General features: G+C 70.3%; 6 protein-coding genes. 4 read left to right on the top strand and 2 right to left on the bottom strand.

Features of this window, described 5'->3' with window-relative positions:
- Positions 1–64: 64 nt before the first annotated feature.
- The 4 genes from AMYAL_RS0139625 to AMYAL_RS0139610 are packed head-to-tail and all read left to right on the top strand — an operon-like array spanning position 65 to position 3793.
- Positions 65–1504 carry an MFS transporter gene (locus AMYAL_RS0139625; protein WP_020636850.1) on the top strand — a complete coding sequence of 480 codons (1440 nt, stop codon included), beginning with the start codon at positions 65–67 and terminating at the stop codon, positions 1502–1504.
- 32 nt (positions 1505–1536) lie between these two features.
- The gene (locus AMYAL_RS0139620; protein WP_143267886.1) at positions 1537–2478 is read left to right on the top strand and encodes an alpha/beta hydrolase; all 942 of its coding nucleotides are present in this window, start codon (positions 1537–1539) and stop codon (positions 2476–2478) included.
- A gap of 33 nt (positions 2479–2511) precedes the next feature.
- Positions 2512–2967, top strand: coding sequence for a GbsR/MarR family transcriptional regulator (locus AMYAL_RS0139615; protein ID WP_020636848.1), 456 nt, complete (start codon positions 2512–2514; stop codon positions 2965–2967).
- Positions 2968–2977: 10 nt separating this feature from the next.
- Positions 2978–3793, top strand: coding sequence for a class I SAM-dependent methyltransferase (locus AMYAL_RS0139610; RefSeq protein ID WP_020636847.1), 816 nt, complete (start codon positions 2978–2980; stop codon positions 3791–3793).
- Here the strand turns inward: AMYAL_RS0139610 and AMYAL_RS0139605 are convergent.
- Both AMYAL_RS0139605 and AMYAL_RS50235 read right to left on the bottom strand, forming a co-directional pair.
- Positions 3778–4566, bottom strand: a complete 789-nt coding sequence (locus AMYAL_RS0139605; RefSeq protein WP_020636846.1) for an arylamine N-acetyltransferase family protein — start codon at positions 4564–4566, stop codon at positions 3778–3780. The two genes, AMYAL_RS0139610 and AMYAL_RS0139605, sit on opposite strands and share 16 nt — an antisense overlap.
- Positions 4567–4576: 10 nt before the next feature.
- Positions 4577–17569, bottom strand: a complete 12993-nt coding sequence (locus AMYAL_RS50235) for a type I polyketide synthase (RefSeq protein ID WP_157358234.1) — start codon at positions 17567–17569, stop codon at positions 4577–4579.
- Position 17570 lies beyond the last annotated feature (1 nt).

Below are 17570 nucleotides of genomic sequence, written 5' to 3'. Positions count from 1 at the left end.
CGTATTCTCAGCGCCAGAAAACTACACTGTGCAGTGTAGTTTTCCGGCGGACAAGGAGTCCTTCATGCAGGAGAGCAAGATCGGCACAAGACCGCACACGAGGTGGACCGGACGGCTCATCGGCCTGGTGACCGTCCTGGTGCTGGTCAACTTCATGGTCGACACGGCCATCACCGCGCCGCTGCTGGTCCTTCCGGAAATGCTCGACCACTTCGGCACCGATCAGACGGCGTTGATCAACGCGAGCGCGATGCTGGCAGGCGTGATGTGGGCGCCGCTGCTCGGCAAGAGCGCCGACGTCCACGGCAAACGCAAGGTGCTCGTGCTGACCCTGCTGCTCAGTTGCGCGGGCGCGCTCGTCTGCGCGGTGGCCCCCAGCCTCTGGGTTTTCGTGCCCGGCCGCCTCTTGCAGGGAGCGGCCGTGGCCGCGCTGTTCCTTTCCGTCGCGATCGTCCGCGAGATGTGCGCGCCCCGGATCGCGATGATCGTGGTGGGCATCGTGACCTCCGGATCCGCGGTGCTCAACATCGGTTCCCGTTTCCTCACCGAGAAGCTGGCCGCGGAGTTCGGTTTCCGGATCTTGTTCCTGATCTCGGCCGTCGTCGCGATCGCGATGGCGATCTGCGTGCACCGCGTCGTTCCCGAATCCGCGCACCGGACGCCGGGCCGGATCGACGTCGGCGGGGCGCTGCTGCTCGGCGGCGGCCTGGCCGGGGTGCTCGGCTATGTCAGCGTCGGCTCGGAGTTCGGCTGGTTCGCCCTCGGTCCGATGGCGCTGCTGGTCGGTGGTGCCGCGGCCTTCGCCAGATGGTTCCTGGTCGCGAGCCGGAAGCCCGATGCCCTGATCGACGTCCGCGACCTCGGCGCGCCCTTGGCGCTCACGCTGCTGGTGCTCGTGCTCGGCACCGGTTCCTATCAGAGCATGCTCCAGCTCATTCCCCTGGTCAGCGAGGTATCGGCGGAGCAGGGTCTCGGGTACGGACTGGCGGGCCAGGGGACGCTGGCCCTGCTGCTCGCCGCGCCGGGCGTCGGCGTCATGATCGGCGGGCCGGTGGCCGGGGTGATCGCCACCCGTGTCGGGCCAGCCGTGACCCTGGCCGGGGGAATCGCGCTCGGAACCGTGGGGACCGTCGGGATGTTCTTCGGTGTCTCCCAGTTTCCCGTCGCGATCTTTTTCGCTTTCCTGCTGGGTTTCACGGTCGGCGTGCTCGGTACCTCCGGCTTCAATCTGGCGGGCGGGCTGGCTTCGGCCGACCGGCAGGGCATCGTCTCCAGCCTGGTCATGGTCGTCGTCGCGATCGGCTCGGTGGTGCTGGACTTCGTCGGCTCGGCGGTGCTCAAGTCGACCGCCGTTCCCGTCGGCGGCGAAACGGTGAACTCGGGGACCGGTGTCTTCACCTGTATCACGATCGCCACCGCCGCGTTCGCGATCGCCGCGGTGCTCGCCGTCGTGCTGGTGCGAAAACCGGGACTTGACTTTGCTAGTGATTTCAGTCAAGACTGAAATCACTAGCAAAGTCTCGGAGAGGATGTGCGATGGATATGTCTCCCCAGAAGGTGACGTTCACCAGTCTCGGTACCGCGTGTGCCGGCGACCTGTACGTGCCGGAGGTGGCCCTCCCGGTACCCGGCCTGGTGCTGGGGCACAGCGGGGTGATGGTCAAAGAGGCGCTGGCCGTGTTCGCGGAGTACTTCGTGCGTGCCGGGTTCGCGGTGCTGGCGATCGACTACCGCACGGTCGGCGCCAGTGAGGGGGAACCTCGGGGCCAGGACCATCCGCTACGGCAGGTGGAGGACTTCCGCAGCGCGATCTCCTACCTGCAGAGCCGCCCGGAGGTGGACGCGGCGCGGATCGGGTTGTGGGGTGTCAGCGTCGGGGGATCGGTCGCGGTGCAGGCCGCGGTGCTCGACAGGCGCGTGAAGTGTGTCGTGGTGCAGAGCCCCAGCGTGTGGAACGGGTGGCGGTACCTGGAGCGGTTGGTCGGACACGCCGGTGTGCACGCGCTGCGACAGAAACTGGACGAAGACTGGCAGCGCCGCTACGAGGGCGGCGACGGCGCCCGTGTCCCGCACCTGAGCCTGGACGCGGAGTCCGTGCAGGACGCGCCGGACGTGGCCGCGCAGATGTTTCCCTCCTACCGCAACGAAAAGACGCTTGAATCCACCGAGCAGCTGCTCACCTTCGCCCCGGAAGACCTCATCCACCGGCTGGCGCCTACGCCGCTGTTGATGATCGCCAACGGCGGCTGGGACCCGTATCACCTGATCGAGGAGGCGCAAAGCGCGTACGCCAAGGCCGGCGAACCGAAGCGGCTGGAGGTACTGCCCTACGACGTCCTCGGGCTCTACACCGGTCCTGGTCTCGACGAGGCGATGGCGCTGGCCGTGGACTGGTTCGACCGCTACCTGCGCGAACTCCGGGCCGTCACCGCCACCCCGGTGCCCGCCACCGGGCCGGGGGCCGCCATGACACAGTGACAGCCCCGAGAAGTCAGCCGAGGAGGACGGGCGATGTCCGAACAGGACAAGCAGGACGAGATGCTGCGGTGGGTCGAGCGGGTGGCGACGTTCTGCGTCGAGGAATGGGCGCTCCCGCCGATCACCGGGCGCATCCTCGGCCTGCTGATGATCTGCGACCCGCCCGAGCGCTCCGCCGGTCAGATCGCCGAGACGATCCAGGCCAGTCGCGCCTCGCTGACCTCGAACATGCGCTTCCTCACCACCATCGGCCTCGTCCGCAAGGTTCGTGTGCCGGGTGACCGCACCACCTACTACCGCGTCGAGGACGACGCCTGGCACAAGGTGATCCAGCGCAAACTCGACAGCCTCGGCGCCTTCGGCGACATCGCCGACGAGGGGATGAAACTCGTCGGCGGCCGGGGGCCGCACACCGAACGCATCCATGCCGCCCAGGAGGCCTTGACCTGGCTTCGCGACATCGCTGCCCGCAATCCTCCGAAAACTTAAGGACTTTCTCGTGCAACGCCTGCGACTCGACCTGGACCCGCTCCGGGAAACCCTGCTGCTCACCCTTCACGCGAGGGCTTCGGACGCCAAGCTGCCCCGCTCGATCCTCGGCGACACCCACTCCGTCGCCATCGCCGAGGAGATCGACTACGACTTCGCCAAGCTCAACCTCAAGCCCAGCCTCATCTGCGGCACCGCCTCCCGTGCCAAGAAACTCGACGAGGCGGTCCGGTCCTTCGTCGCCGTCCATCCCGACGCCGTCGTGCTCGATCTCGGCTGCGGACTCGACACGCGAGTGCTCCGCTGCGACCCGCCCGCCGGTGTCGACTGGTACGACGTCGATTTCCCCGACATCGTCGACCTGCGGCCCCGGTTCCTGCCCGATCGGTCCGTGCGTATCGGCGTGGACCTGACCGAACAGGGCTGGCTCGACCCGCTGCCGCGAGACCGGCCTGCCATGATCGTCGCGGAGGGCCTGCTGCCGTTCTTGCCCGGCGACTCCTTCCGGCGCATGGTCCGGGAACTGACCGCGCATTTCGACACCGGCGAACTCGCCATCAACGGCTATACGCGCTTCGCCGCTTGGTCGATGAAGTATCACCCGACGATCAAAACGATCGGCATCACCGCCGCCCAGGGCTTCGACGACCCACGCGACCCCGAGACCTGGGGCGCCGGCCTGGTCCTGGCGGAGGAGCAAGTGATCGCCCGCGCCCCGGAAGTCGCTTGTTTCCCGCAGCCGCTGCGTGCGGTGACCCGGCTCATGAGCCACAGCGACGCCTTGTCCCGGCAAGGAACCCGCGTACTCCGCTACCGGTTTTCCTGACCCGGCCGCCCCCGGATCGCGGCCACGACCCGCTGGTACTCGGCCTGGTCGGTCAGCGCGACGATCGTCTCCTTCCCGTCTTCGACCGTCAGATACCGTCTGCCGACCAGCGCCCGGTGGCCGTTCTCGTCCGCCCGGCAGAGCATGGTGGTGTTCGCTATCACCGCTTCGTCCAGATAGCGCTCGAACTGTTCGGTGAAACCGTCCCACTCGGAGAGCTCGCGAGCCTGGAGCGCGAAGCGGTAGACCGGCTGCCAGTCCGTGGAGTGGCTTCGCCGGAGAACGGTGTGCAGGCCGTCTTGTCCGTCCACCCGGAACTGGCAGCCGTACTGGGTCTGCACGGCGGGGGAGAGTTCCAGGGGGAGCAGGTAGGAAGGCCCGGCGAAACCCACGTCCGCCAGCCACCGGACGCCGTCCAGCGTCACGACGGTGAACTTGTGCGACAGTTCCGGGCTGAACCTGCCCCGCGCCTGGGGCACCCCGGCCGAAACCGGCATGGTGTCGAACCCCAGGTCGTCCAGCAGCCGCTCGAACAGCAGGTTCAGCTCGAAACAGATGCCGCCGTCGCCGCGGACCACGATCTTGTCGAAGGTGCGGTCGTGGTCGAGATCGGCGAGGTTGTCCGGCAGCCCGCCGCCGTCGTCGGGAAACTTGCTGTTGTCGTAGGGGATGGCGAGCAGATGGGCGCGGTGCAGCGTGCGCAGCGTGGAGAGGGTCGGTTCACGGGGGCCGCTGTGACCGAGCCGTCGCAGGTAGATCTCGACGTCGAACATGCCGTTCCCTTCACGCGGTGGCGAATTCGGGACTCAACGTCTCGAGCAGGTGGTTCGTGAGCATCCGAGGGGTCGGCTGCTCGTAGACGACGGCCGCGTTGAGCCGCAGGCCCGTCGTGCCGGTGATCCGGTTACGGAACTCGACGGCGGTGAGCGACGTGAAACCGTTGTCCCAGAACGGGATGTCCGGGTCGATCGTGGTCGCCGAACGGTGTCCGAGCACGGTCGCGGCGGCGTCGAGGACCACATTCAGGAGAAGGTCCGCGCACTGGTCACCGGTGAGCCGGCTCAGCCGGGCCGTGAAGGGCTCACCGGTGGCGGTGCTCGCGCGCCGTCGCTTCGGTGGCATCAGCTCGTGCAGCAGCGGCGGCGTGCCTTCGGCGGCTGCCGGGTGCAGGCGCATCGGCGCGAGCACCGGCCGGCCGGTCCCGGCGGCGAGGTCGAACAAGGCCATGCCGTCGGCCTCCCGCAACGGCCGCAGCGGCCCGCGCTGATCGAGGCCCGTCGCCATACCGGTCTCCCAAGGACCCCACGCCAGCGAGGTCGCGGGAAGTCCTTCGGCCCGGCGTCGCCACGCCAGGCCGTCGAGGAAACCGTTGGCGGCGGCGTAGTTCCCCTGTCCGGGGCTGCCGATGATGCCCGCGGCGGAGGAGAACAGCACGAACATCGCGAGGTCGCGGTCACGGGTCAGTTCGTGCAGGTTGACCGCACCGTCGACCTTGGCCGCGAACACGGTGTCCAGCCGTTTCCGGTCCAGCGCGCCGATGACGCCGTCGTCGAGGACGCCGGCGGTGTGGACGACCCCGGTCAGCGGATGTTCGGCCGGGACGCCGTCGAGGACGGCGGCGAGCGCGGCGCGGTCCGCGACGTCGCAGGAGACCACCCGAGCGCCGGGCACGTCCACGGTGCCACCGCTTCTGCTGAGCAGCAGGAGATGCCGTACCCCGTGTTCGGTCGCCAGATGGCGGGCGACCGCGGTGCCGAGCGCGCCGGTGCCACCGGTGACCACCACGGTGCCTTCGGCCGCCCATCGCGGGCTCGATGCCACGCCTGCCACCCGTCGCAATCTCGGCACGAACACCACCCCGTCGCGGACGGCCACCTGCGGCTCGTCGCCGATCGGCGGACGGCAGGCCGGATCGTCGACGTCCGCCAGGAAGATCCGGCCGGGCTCTTCAGACTGCGCGGACCGGACCAGTCCCCAGACGGCGTTGCCGACCGGATCGCCGGAGCCCGGACCGACCAGGCCACGGGTCACGACCACCAGGCGATCGGTTCCGCCGGCGCGGCCGAACTCCTGCAGAGCGGCCAGTACACGGGCCACGACCGTGCGGGCGTCACCGTCACCTGCTTCGCATACGATGAAGTCCGAAGTGGACGGATCGACCCGTGCGGGCACCCAGGCCACGTCGAACAGTGAACCTTCCACGGCCCGGCTCGGGGGCAGGTCGCCGAAGCGGAGCGAGCCGATGGTCAGAACCGGCCGGTCGTCGCGATCGGTGGCGAGGAGCCCGCCGGCGGGGGTGTGCCGGACGCGGAGGTCGCGGGCGCCGTCCGCGTGCAGGACGACATCGCGCCAGACGACGGGTTGCCGGTGCCCGAGGGCGGCGTCGACCAGCCGGGGGTGGATGCCGAAGGCGCCAGGATCGTGGTCGAGGCCGACGTCGAGGTGGTCGCCGGAGAAGGCGATGGCGGGTCCAGGGCAAGGCGGGGTCAGCGTCGCACGGGCGTGCTCTTGCCAGCGGTCGTCGTGGCGGGAGTGCACCCGCACCTCGCGGTGGCCGTTGTCACCGGGACCGCCGACGGTGATCTGGACGGTGATGCCGTCCCCGACGACCGGCGCCGTGTCGAGCGTCAGTTCGGCCACGACCGGGCAGCCGACCTGGTCGCCGGCGTGGATCACCATGTCCAGTACCGCGGCGCCGGTCAACGGCCCGGAGTCCCACTGGGACACCCGGCCGGTGCACACCACTCCGCCGTCGGGCAGCGGGACCAGCGCGTCGAGAAAGGGATGGCCGAGGCCCGCCAGTCCCGCCGATTCCACTTTCTGTTCCACCGCCGTGGTTTCCAGCCAGAAACGCTCATGCTGGAACGCGTACGTCGGCAAGTCGGCGTGCCGGTACCCGCCCCGGAAGGCCGGTGTCCAGTCCACGTCGATTCCGCGGGCCCACACCGCCGCCAGCGCTTCCAGGAGGGCGCGTACTTCCCCGCGGTCCCGGCGCAGGACCGGCACGCACAGGGTCTCGTCGACAGCCGCGGCCAGGACACCGTCGGGTCCGACCTCGATCAGTGTCGACGTCCCCAGGGCTTGCAGGGTCTCGATGGCGCCATGGAACCGGACGGGCCGTGGTATCTGCTCGATCCAGTGTCCGGCGCTGTGCTCGGTCAGGAGCTCGCCGGTCACCGTGGAGACGAGGGGGATCTCCGGTTCCGCGAAGGAGATGCCTTTCAGCACGGTCGCGAACTCGTCGAGGACGGGTTCCATCAGGGGAGAGTGGAACGCGTGGCTGACCCGCAGCCGCCGGGTCCGGCAGCCGCGTTCGGCGAACTGTCGCGCGATGGCCTTGACCGCGTGGTCTTCGCCGGAGATCACGACCGAGGCCGGACCGTTGACCGCGGCGAGCCCCGCTGTCTCATGACGGGCCAGCGCGGCGAGCGCTTCCTGTTCGGAGGTGGCGATGGCGATCATCGCCCCGCCCTGCGGCAGCTCGTGCATGAGCTTGCCGCGTGCGGCGACGAGAACGCAGGCGTCCGCCAAGGACAGTGCCCCGGCGACATGCGCGGCGGTGATCTCGCCGACGGAGTGCCCGGCGACGAAGTCGGGGCGGAGACCGAAGGACTCCAGAAGCCGGAAAAGCGCGGTCTCGACGGCGAACAGTGCCGCCTGGGTGTACCGGGTTTCGTCGAGCAGGGCGAGTTCGGTGTCGCCGAACACGATGTCCCGCAAGGGGAATTCGAAGTGCCCGCAGATCTCGTCGAAGACCTCGCGGAAGAGGGGATAGGTGCCGTGGAGTTCGCGGCCCATCCCGATGCGCTGGCTGCCTTGCCCGGAGAACACGAACGCGGTCTTGCCGCCCCCGGCGACCGCCGGGGTGAGGCCACCCAACGCGGTGACGAGTTCGTCGTGATCGGCGGCGACGACGGCGGCACGGTGGCCGAGTCGCGCGCGGTTGAGCAGGGTGTGCGCGACGTCGGCGATACCGGTTTCGGGGTGTGTCCGCAGGTACTGGGCGAGGCGGGCCGCTTGGTCGTGGAGTGCGGCCTCGGTGCGGGCGCTGATGATCACCGGCCACGGTCCGTCACCAGGGTCCACTGTGGACTCAGATGGGTGGTGTTCGAGGATGAGGTGGGCGTTGGTGCCGGAGATGCCGAAGGAGGACACGGCTGCTCGGCGGGGTTCGGGCCAGTCTCGGTGTTGGGTGAGGAGTGTGGTGTTGCCGGTGGTCCAGTCGACTTCGGGGGTGGGGGTGTCGACGTGGAGGGTCTTCGGGAGGGTGGCGTGGTTCATGGCGAGGATGGTTTTGATGATTCCGGCGACACCGGCGGCGCCTTGGGTGTGGCCGATGTTGGATTTCACTGAGCCGAGCCAGGCCGGTGTGTCGCGGTCTTGGCCGTAGGTGGCGAGGATGGCCTGGGCCTCGATCGGGTCGCCGAGTCGGGTGCCGGTGCCGTGCGCTTCCACCAGGTCGACGTCGGCCGGCGTTAATCCGGCGTTGGTGAGGGCGGTGTGGATGACGCGTTGCTGGGCGGGGCCGTTGGGGGCGGTCAAGCCGTTGGAGGCGCCGTCCTGGTTGACCGCACTACCGCGTATCACGGCGAGGACCGGATGGCCTCGTCGTTGGGCGTCGGAGAGGCGTTCGAGCAGGATGAGGCCCGCGCCTTCGCTGAACGCGGTCCCGTCGGCAGTGCTCGCGAAGGGTTTGCAGCGGCCATCAGGAGCCAGGCCACGCTGACGGCTGAAGTCCACCAGCAAACCTGGAGTGGCCATCACCGTCACCCCACCAGCCAACGCCAGTGAGCACTCACCCCGCCGCAGCGACTGCGCCGCCAGATGCACCGCCACCAGCGAGGACGAACACGCTGTGTCCACCGTCAACGCCGGGCCCTCGAGGCCGAACGTATACGCCACCCGGCCGGAGATCACGCTGCCGGAGTTGCCCGTGCTCAGGAAACCCTCCACATCGGACGAAGCGCCGGATGCCCTGGCGAGATAGTCGTTGTACATCACGCCGGTGAAGACGCCGGTGTCGCTGCCCCGCAACGACTCCGGATCAATACCCGCCCGCTCGAACACCTCCCACGAAACCTCCAGCAGCAACCGCTGCTGCGGATCCATCGCCACCGCCTCACGCGGACTGATCCCGAAAAACCCCGCATCGAACCCCGCCACATCCCCCAGAAACGCACCCCCACGCACCGACAAACCCCCCAGATCCCAACCGCGATCCGACGGGAAACCAGCCACCGCGTCCCCACCGCGATAGAGCAACTCCCACAACTCCTCCGGAGAACCCACCCCACCAGGGAAACGACACCCCATCGCCACAACCGCCACCGGCTCCTCGGAAACCCCCACGGACACCGGAGTTCCGATCGCCGGGGATTCACCGGCCAGTTCCCTTCGCAGCAACTGGGCGAGCGCGACCGGGTTCGGGTGATCGAAAACCACCGTCGCCGACAGTTTCAGCCCGGTTTCGGCGTTCAACCGGTTGCGCAGCTCGACGGCCGTCAGCGAGTCGAACCCGGCTTCCTTGAACGGCCGCCGCGGATCGATCGCTTCGGCGGACGTGTGTCCCAGCACGGTCGCCGCCTGGGCCCGCACCAGCTCCACCAGTAGCGCCTCTTGCTCCACTGTGGACAGACCGGCGAGCCGGGCCGGCTCCGGCTTGTCCGCCGAAACCCGGCGGGTGCGGCCGGGCCGGAGGTCGAGATTCGCGGGAAGCAGAACGGGTTCGACCGAGCGCAGTGCCGCATCGAAGAGACGCAGGCCCTCTTCTTCGGACAAGGCGGTCATCCCGCCACGCCTGGTGCGTTCGAGATCGGCCTTGCCGAGCCCTCCCGTCAGCCCGCTGGGCGTCGCCCACAGTCCCCAGGCAAGCGACACCGCGGGCAGCCCCAGCGAGTGCCGGTACCTGGCCAGGCCGTCGAGGTACGCGTTCGCCGCCGCGTAGTTGCCCTGCCCCGGATTCCCCAGCACCCCCGAAGCCGAGGAGAACAGGACGAACGCGTCGAGGTCCAGGTCCTCGGTGAGCTCGTGCAGGTTCCAGGCGCCGTCGACCTTCGGGCGGAAGACGGGGTCGAACCGCTCCGGGGTCAGCGCGGAGATCACTCCGTCGTCGAGCGCGCCCGCGGTGTGCACCACGGCGGTGAGGTCGGGAATGGCCGCCAGGACGGCGGCCAGCGCGTCGCGATCGGCGGCGTCGCAGGCGACGATGTCGGCCTCGGCGCCTCTCGCCGCGAGGTCGGCGACCAGTTCGGCCGTGCCCGGCGCGGCCGGTCCCCGCCTGCTGGTGAGGACGAGGCGCCGGATCCCGTGTTCGGCCACGAGGTGCCGCGCGACCATGGCGCCCAACGTTCCCGCGCCGTTGATCAGCACCGTTCCGGGGCCGAGGCCGCCCGGCATGGTCAGCACGACCTTGCCGATGTGCCGGGCTTGCGCGAGCTGCCGGAACGCCGCCGGTGCCTGCCGGGCTGGCAGGCTCGTCACGGGCAGCGGGGTGAGCTCACCGCGTTCGACCATGCCGGTCAGCTCGGTCAGCAGTTCCTGCGCCCGGTCCGGCCCGGCCTCGCGCAGATCGTAGGCGCGGTAGCCCGGTACGCCTTCCCGGAGATCGGTCTTCCCCAGTTCGAGGAACCGTCCGCCGGGGGCGAGCAGCGCCAGCGAAGCCGTCACGAAATCGCCGGTGAGCGAATTCAGCACGATGTCGACGGGCGGGAAACGGTCCGCGAACTCCAGCGTGCGCGAAGACGCGAGGTGCTCGTCGTCGAGACCGAGTTCCCGCAGCGCGTCCCATTTCTTCGGGCTCGCGGTGCCGAACACCTCCAGCCCGAGAACGCGGGCCAGCCGGACCGCGGCCATCCCGACGCCGCCCGCGGCCGCGTGGATCAGCACGCGCTCCCCCGGTTCGGCCTTGGCCAGATCCCGCAGCCCGTACCAGGCGGTGAGGAACGCGACCGGGATCGACGCCGCCCGCTCGAACGTCCAGCCGTCCGGCATCTTGACCAGCAGTCGCCGGTCGGTGACCGCCACCGGCCCGAACGCGCCGAAGGACCGGTCGAAGGTGCCCATCACCCGGTCGCCTGCCGCCAGCCCCACCACGTCGGGCGCGACCTCCAGCACGACTCCGGCGCCTTCGCCGCCGATCCCCGACTGGCCGGGCACCATGTCCAACGCCACCATGACGTCGCGGAAGTTCAGCCCGGCGGCCCGCATGCCGACCCGAACCTGCCCGGCGGCCGGCGGTTCCAGCACCTCCGGGCACGGCACGACGGCGAGTCCGGGACCCGCCACCTCCCAGCGCCAAGCGCGTCCGGCCGTGCGCGCGAGCCGGTGCACCGACACCGCACCCGCCCGCACCAGGGCCTGCGGTTCACCGGAAGCGACCACGGACGGCACCATCGCGGACGACGCGGGATCGTCGTCGACGTCGACGAGGAAGTAACGCCCAGGGCTCTCCGCCTGCGCCGAGCGGACCAGTCCCCATGCCGCGGCCTGGGCGGGTTCGGCGTCGACACCGCCGCGGGTGAGGACGACCAGCGGGGCTTCCCCGGAGTGCAGGGCCGCCAGCACCCGTGCGGTGATCGCACGAGCGTCGCCGGGGTCTTCGGTGAGGTCGAGCGTCACGAAGTCCGCGGACGCCTTCGGCAGCACGCGCGGCTCCCACTCGGAGCGGAACAGCCCTGAACCCGTCGCCACGCGCAACTGACCGTCCGTGACCGGCCTGAGCCTCAACGAGCCGACCGCGGCGACTGTCTGTCCACTGTGGTCGGTCAGCAGCAGTGAGACCTCGGCCTGCCCTGCCGGGACGGCCCGGACCCGCAGCGCGGTCGCGCCCGTGGCGTGCAGGGAGACCCCGGTCCAGGCGAACGGCAGCAGGATCTCGTGCGACTCCTGCCCGGCGCAGAGACCGGACGCGTGCAGAGCGGCGTCGAACAACGCGGGATGCAGGCCGAACCCGGACACCGGCTCGGCCAGTTCGACCTCGGCGAAGATCTCCTCGCCTCGTCTCCACGCCTTTCGCAGCCCCTGGAACACGGGACCGTACTCGTATCCCGCCTCCGCCTGGCGTTCGTAGAAGCCTTGCACGTCAAGGGGAACCGCTCCGGCAGGCGGCCACTGACCGAGCCCTTCCGGCGCAGGAGCGTCGGCGGACAAGGATCCCGAAACGTGGCGGGCCCAGGATCCGCCCGTCACTCTCGCGTACGCGCTGAACGTGCCGTCGGCGCCGACCCGCACCTGCAGCTCGGCTTCGTCCTCGTCCGGCACCACGAGCGGTGCCTCGATGACGAGGTCCTCGATCACCGGCCGCCCGGCCTCGTCGCCCGCCCGGATGACCAGGTCGACCCAGGCGGTGCCGGGGAAGACGACGGCGCCGGACACCGCGTGGTCGGCCAGCCACGGATGGGCGGACAGCGAGACGGAGCCGGTGAGGACGACCTCCTCACCGTCACCGGCCAGGCCGACCACGGCCTCGGCGAACGGATGCCCGGTCGCCGTCCGGTCGCCGAGCTCCAGCCAGTAGCGCCGGCGTTGGAAGGGGTAGGTCGGCAGATCGACTCGTGGTCCGCGGCCGAGATCCCACCGGACCGGGACGCCACGGATGTGGAGCCGGGCCGCGGAGGCGAGAACCCTTCCCCAATCGCCGTCGTCGCGCCGCAGGGTCCCGGTGACGACCGTGGGCCTGGCGCCGTCGACGATGTCCTCGATCGCGGTGGTCAGGACGGGATGCGGGCTGACTTCCACGAAGGTGTCGTGGCCCTCGGCCGTGAGCGCCCGGATCGCCTGCTCGAAACCGACCGGCCGCCGCAGATTGCGGTACCAGTATCCGGCGTCCAGCTCGGCGCCGCCCGCCCAGCGTCCGTCCACTGTGGAGTACATCGGCACTTTTCCCGGCATGGGACGGACATCGGCCAGCGCCTGGTGGAGCTCGTCGTGGATGGTGTCGACATGCGGACTGTGAGAGGCGTAGTCGACCGGGACGGTCCGGGTGCGGATCCCGAGCGCCGCGCAGTCTTCGGCGAGCCTGACCAGCGCCTCCGGTTCTCCGGACACGACAACGGATTCGGGACCGTTCACCGCGGCGAGGGACAAGGTGTCCGCGAGCAGGTCGCGCACGCGAGCCTCGGCGGCGGACACCGACATCATCCCGCCGTGCCCGGCCAGTTCCCTCGCGATGATCGCGGAGCGGCGCACCACGATGCGGAGAGCGTCGTCGAGGGTGAGGATCCCGGCGACGTGAGCGGCGGCGATCTCGCCTTGACTGTGGCCGGCCACGGCGGCGGGTTCGACGCCGAGCGAGCGCCATACCGCGGCCAGGGACACCATCACCGCGAACGACACGGGCTGCACCACGTCGACGCGGGACAGCATCACCTCGTCGGCGAGCACCTCCCGCAGGTCCCAGCCGACGAGCCGTTCGAGCGCTCGGGAGCAGGCGAGCATCGACTCCCGGAACACCGGGCTGGCGCCGAGGAGTGCCCTTCCCATTCCCGTCCACTGGGCACCCTGCCCTGGGAATACGAACACACCTCGGCCCACCACATCAGCAGAACCCACATCACAGGACTCCAGCTTCTCGGTCAGGTCCCCGGTCGAACCGGCCACGCAGACGGCGCGGCTGGGCAGCAGCGCCCTGGTTTCGGCCAGTGAACGGGCGATGTCCGCGACCCTCAGTTCGGGGCGCGTCCGGACGAATTCCTTCAGCCGCCGCGCTTGCGCCCGCACCGCCTCGGTGCTCGCCCCCGACAGCATCACCGGCCAAGGCCCGGTCGCGGTGTCTTCCGCACCGCGTCGATCGGCTTCGTCGATCGATTCCAGGATGAGGTGGGCGTTGGTGCCCGACACCCCGAACGAGGACACGCCGGCACGGCGCGGCTCGGGCCACTCACGCGGCTCCGTCAGCAGGTCCACTCCCGAGGACGACCAGTCGATCTCGGGGGTGGGGGCGTCGACGTGCAGGGTCTTCGGGAGGGTGCCGTGACGCATCGACTGCACCATCTTGATCACGCCGGCGATCCCGGCGGCGGCCTGCGTGTGGCCGATGTTCGACTTCACCGAGCCGAGCCACAACGGACGGTCGCGGTCCTTGCCGTAGGTCACCTGCAGGGCCCGTGCCTCGATCGGATCACCGAGCCGGGTGCCGGTGCCGTGCGCGTCGACGGCGTCGATGTCCGAGATTGTCAGCCCGGCGTCGGCCAGCGCGGACAGGATGACCCGCTGCTGCGCCTGCCCGCTGGGGGCGGTCAGGCCGTTGGAGGCGCCGTCCTGATTGACCGCCGAACCGCGAACCACCGCCAGCACCGGATGCCCGCGTTCCCTGGCGACGGACAGCTTTTCGAGCAGCACCACGCCGACGCCTTCGGACCACGCCGTCCCGTCGGCCGTCGCGGCGAAGGATTTGCACCGGCCGTCGGGCGCGAGCGCGCCCTGGCGGGCGAACTCCGCGAAACTCTCCGGGGTCGACATGACCGTCACGCCACCGGCCAGCGCCAGCGAGCACTCACCGCGGCGCAGCGACTGCACGGCGAGATGCATCGCCACCAGCGACGACGAACACGCCGTGTCCACGGTGATCGCCGGTCCCTCCAGGCCGAACGTGTAAGCCACTCGGCCCGAAGCGACACTTCCGGCGTTGCCCGTGCTGAGGTAGCCCTCGACCTCTTCCGGCGGCGACCCCGGCCTGCTGAGGTAGTCCCGGTGCATCACGCCCGCGAAGACCCCGGTGTCGCTGCCGCGCAACGAAAGCGGGTCGATCCCCGCGCGTTCGAGGAGTTCCCAGGACGTTTCGAGCAGCAGCCGCTGCTGCGGATCCATCGCGAGCGCCTCACGCGGGCTCACCCCGAACAGCTCTGCATCGAAGTCGGCCGCGTCAGGGAGGAAGCCGCCTTCACGGGCGTAGGATCCGCCGTCCGGATCCCAGCCACGATCGTCCGGGAAGGCCGAGATGGCGTCGCCGCCGTCGGCGACCAGGCGCCACAGATCCTCTGGCGACGCCACGCCACCCGGATACCGGCAGGCGAGCGAGACGATCGCGATCGGCTCGTTCGTCGCGGGAGCCTGTCGCGCCACGACAGGCTCCATCGGCTCGCCGGTGAGGTCGGACCGGAGCCGCGTGGCGAGCGCGGACGGTGTCGGATGGTCGAAAACGATCGTCGCGGGCAGGTCCAGCCCGGTCGCCGCGGCGAGCCGGTTGCGCAGCACGACCGCGGACGCCGAGGTGAATCCGAGGCTCGTGAACGTGGGCTCGCGACCGGGCGTGGCAAGCCCCGCGCAGTCACGCACCTCGGCCGCTTCGGTACGGACGAGTTCGAGCAGCAGGCGATGCTGCTCCACCGCGCCGATCCCGGTCAGCCGCACCGGTTCCACCGCCGGGACAACGGTGTCGATCAGGCCCCTGAACAGCGGCGGGACCGCGCCGAGGGCCGCGGTGTCGAGATCGGTGAGCACGGCGGAGACCTGGTCCGTCGCGCGGGCGCCGTCCAACGCGGCCATGAGCCGCTGCGCCGGAGGCCGCGGGATTCCCGACGCCAGCACCATTCCCCGACCGCCGCGGGCGCGGCGTTCGGCGATGACCATCTCCAGGAACGCGGCCGCCGCCGCGTCGTCACCATGCCCGGCCCCGCCCAGAACGCCGTGGAGCGAGGAAAAGACGACCAGCTCGGTCGTCGCGGTCAGCGCGTCGAGTTCCAGTATTTCGTCCACAAGGGATTCGAGGGAGCCGGAAGGCAGGTGGATCACGGCGGACACGCCGGACAGCGCGGCCCGGTCCGGTCCGGGCAGGCGCACGTCCCGGATCCCGTGCCCGGTCGCCAGCTGCCGCGCCAGGACCCCGGCCGTCTCCCCGTCGGCGCCGGTGATCGCCACCGCACGCCACGGATCCCGCTCCTCCCCCACCGAAACCCGCACCAGCCGCGGCGCGAGCAGCACCCCCGAGCGCACCGCCAGTTCCGGCTCGTCCCGGACGAGCGGTGGCAGCGGAGTTCCGGGTTCGAGATCGACCAGGACCAGACGATCGGGGTGGTCCGCCTGCGCACAGCGGACGAGCCCGCGCAACGCGGCATGCGCCGGACCCCGCGTGACCACGGTCAGCCGTGCATCCGCCCCGTCGATCCGGGCCCGAAGCTCGTCGACGCTCCGCCGGACCGCGGCGCCGGAGAGCTCCGGAACCGGCGGGCACCAGACCACCTCGCCGGGATCGACGGCGGCCGGGACGGCGGTCACCGGAACCCAGTCGACCCGGAACAGCGATTCGTGATGGTCACCGCCGCAAGCACGCAACCTGGCGGGTTTGTCGAGCAGCGCGTGCCGGGTCGTCTTGCCGGACGCCGTCCGCGGGACACGGTCGATCTCGTAGAGCTCTTCGGGCACTTTGAAGGACGACAGCCGCTCGCGGCAGACGGCCAAGAGCCGGTCCGGGTCGAACCCGCCCTCACCGGGCACCACGAACGCGACCGGAACCTCACCGAGCACACCGTGCGGCTTGCCGACGACGGCGACGTCCGCGACACCGGGCACCGAGCGGATGACGTTCTCGACCTCGGTCGGGTGAATGTTCTCCCCGGCCCGGATGATCAGATCCTTGATGCGGCCGGTGACGGTGAAGTAGCCGTCCTCGTCCCGGCGGGCCAGGTCACCGGTGTGATACCAGCCCCCGCTCAGCGCGGCCGCCGTCGCGTCCGGCTGGTTGTGGTAGCCGGCCATGACACTCGGCCCGCGCACCCACACCTCGCCTTCCGCGCCGTCCTCGGCGTCGGTCCCGCTTTCGACGTCCACCAGCCGCACGCCGAGGCCCGGCACCGGCAGCCCGCACGATCCTTCGACGCGGGCACCGGTCGGCCAGTTGATCGTGATGGAGCCGCAGGTTTCCGTGCTGCCGTAAGCGTCGAGCAGGGGGACGCCGAAGGTCTCCTCGAACGCGTTGCGCAGCGCGGCGGTGGTGACCGCGCCGCCGACCAGGCCCATCCGCAGATCCGGTGCGCGGAAGCCCTTTTCCCGCGCCGCCCGCACCAGGTGGTGGTACAGGGCGGGGACACCGGCGAGGAAGGTCGACCGGTCCGAGCTCAGCGCGTCGAGGACGTCGTGCGCCGAGTACCCGTCGACGATCCGGGCGCCGGCGCCGACCGCGGTGACCGCCAGCACGCAAGCGATGTGGGAGAGGCTGTGGAACAGCGGGAGCGGCCACAGCACGCGGTCGGAGCCGGTCAGGCCCGGCACGGGCACGTAGCACGCGGCCACCGACCAGAGGCAGTTGCGCTGGGTGGACAGCACGCCTTTGGGCGCGCCGGTGGTCCCCGAGGTGTAGAGCATCCAGGCGATGTCGTCGAGACCGAGGTCGTCACGGGCCGGGACGCCCGGATCGGTACCGGTGAAGGCGGTGTAGTTCTCGTCCACGACGACGACATCCAGCCCGGACCGCCGGTTCCGGCTCAGCCGGGCGGCGTGCGCGGCGTCGGTGATCACCATCCGCGCGCCGCTGTCGTCCAGCAGGTACGCCAGCTCGGCGTCGGTGGACCGCGGGTTGACCGGTACGCCGACCGCGGCCGCCCTGACGATCGCGAGATAGCTTTCCACCGTCTCCACGCGATTGCCGAGCACGATGGCGACGCGGTCACCGGGCTGCACCCGTCGCCGGGACAGGTGACCGGCCAGCCACCGCGTCCGCCGCTCCAGCTCCGCGTACGTGACCGCGCGGTGTGCGTCCCGGAAGGCGACCTTGTCACCCGAAACCGAGGCGTGCGCCGTGAGCAACTCGGGCAGGGGCCGGATCAAGTCGGTACGTAGCACC

The sequence above is a fragment of the Amycolatopsis alba DSM 44262 genome (assembly GCF_000384215.1).
Lineage (GTDB): Bacteria > Actinomycetota > Actinomycetes > Mycobacteriales > Pseudonocardiaceae > Amycolatopsis > Amycolatopsis alba.
Note: the sequence above shows the minus strand (reverse complement) of the source record. Positions and strands in the feature narration are given on the sequence as shown.

What these genes read in the sequence shown, in the direction of transcription:
- AMYAL_RS0139625 (WP_020636850.1), top strand. Translation starts at nt 65, where the DNA reads ATGCAGGAGAGCAAGATCGGCACAAGACCGCACACGAGGTGGACCGGA.
- AMYAL_RS0139620 (WP_143267886.1), top strand. Translation starts at nt 1,537, where the DNA reads ATGGATATGTCTCCCCAGAAGGTGACGTTCACCAGTCTCGGTACCGCG.
- AMYAL_RS0139615 (WP_020636848.1), top strand. Translation starts at nt 2,512, where the DNA reads ATGTCCGAACAGGACAAGCAGGACGAGATGCTGCGGTGGGTCGAGCGG.
- AMYAL_RS0139605 (WP_020636846.1), bottom strand. Translation starts at nt 4,566, where the DNA reads ATGTTCGACGTCGAGATCTACCTGCGACGGCTCGGTCACAGCGGCCCC.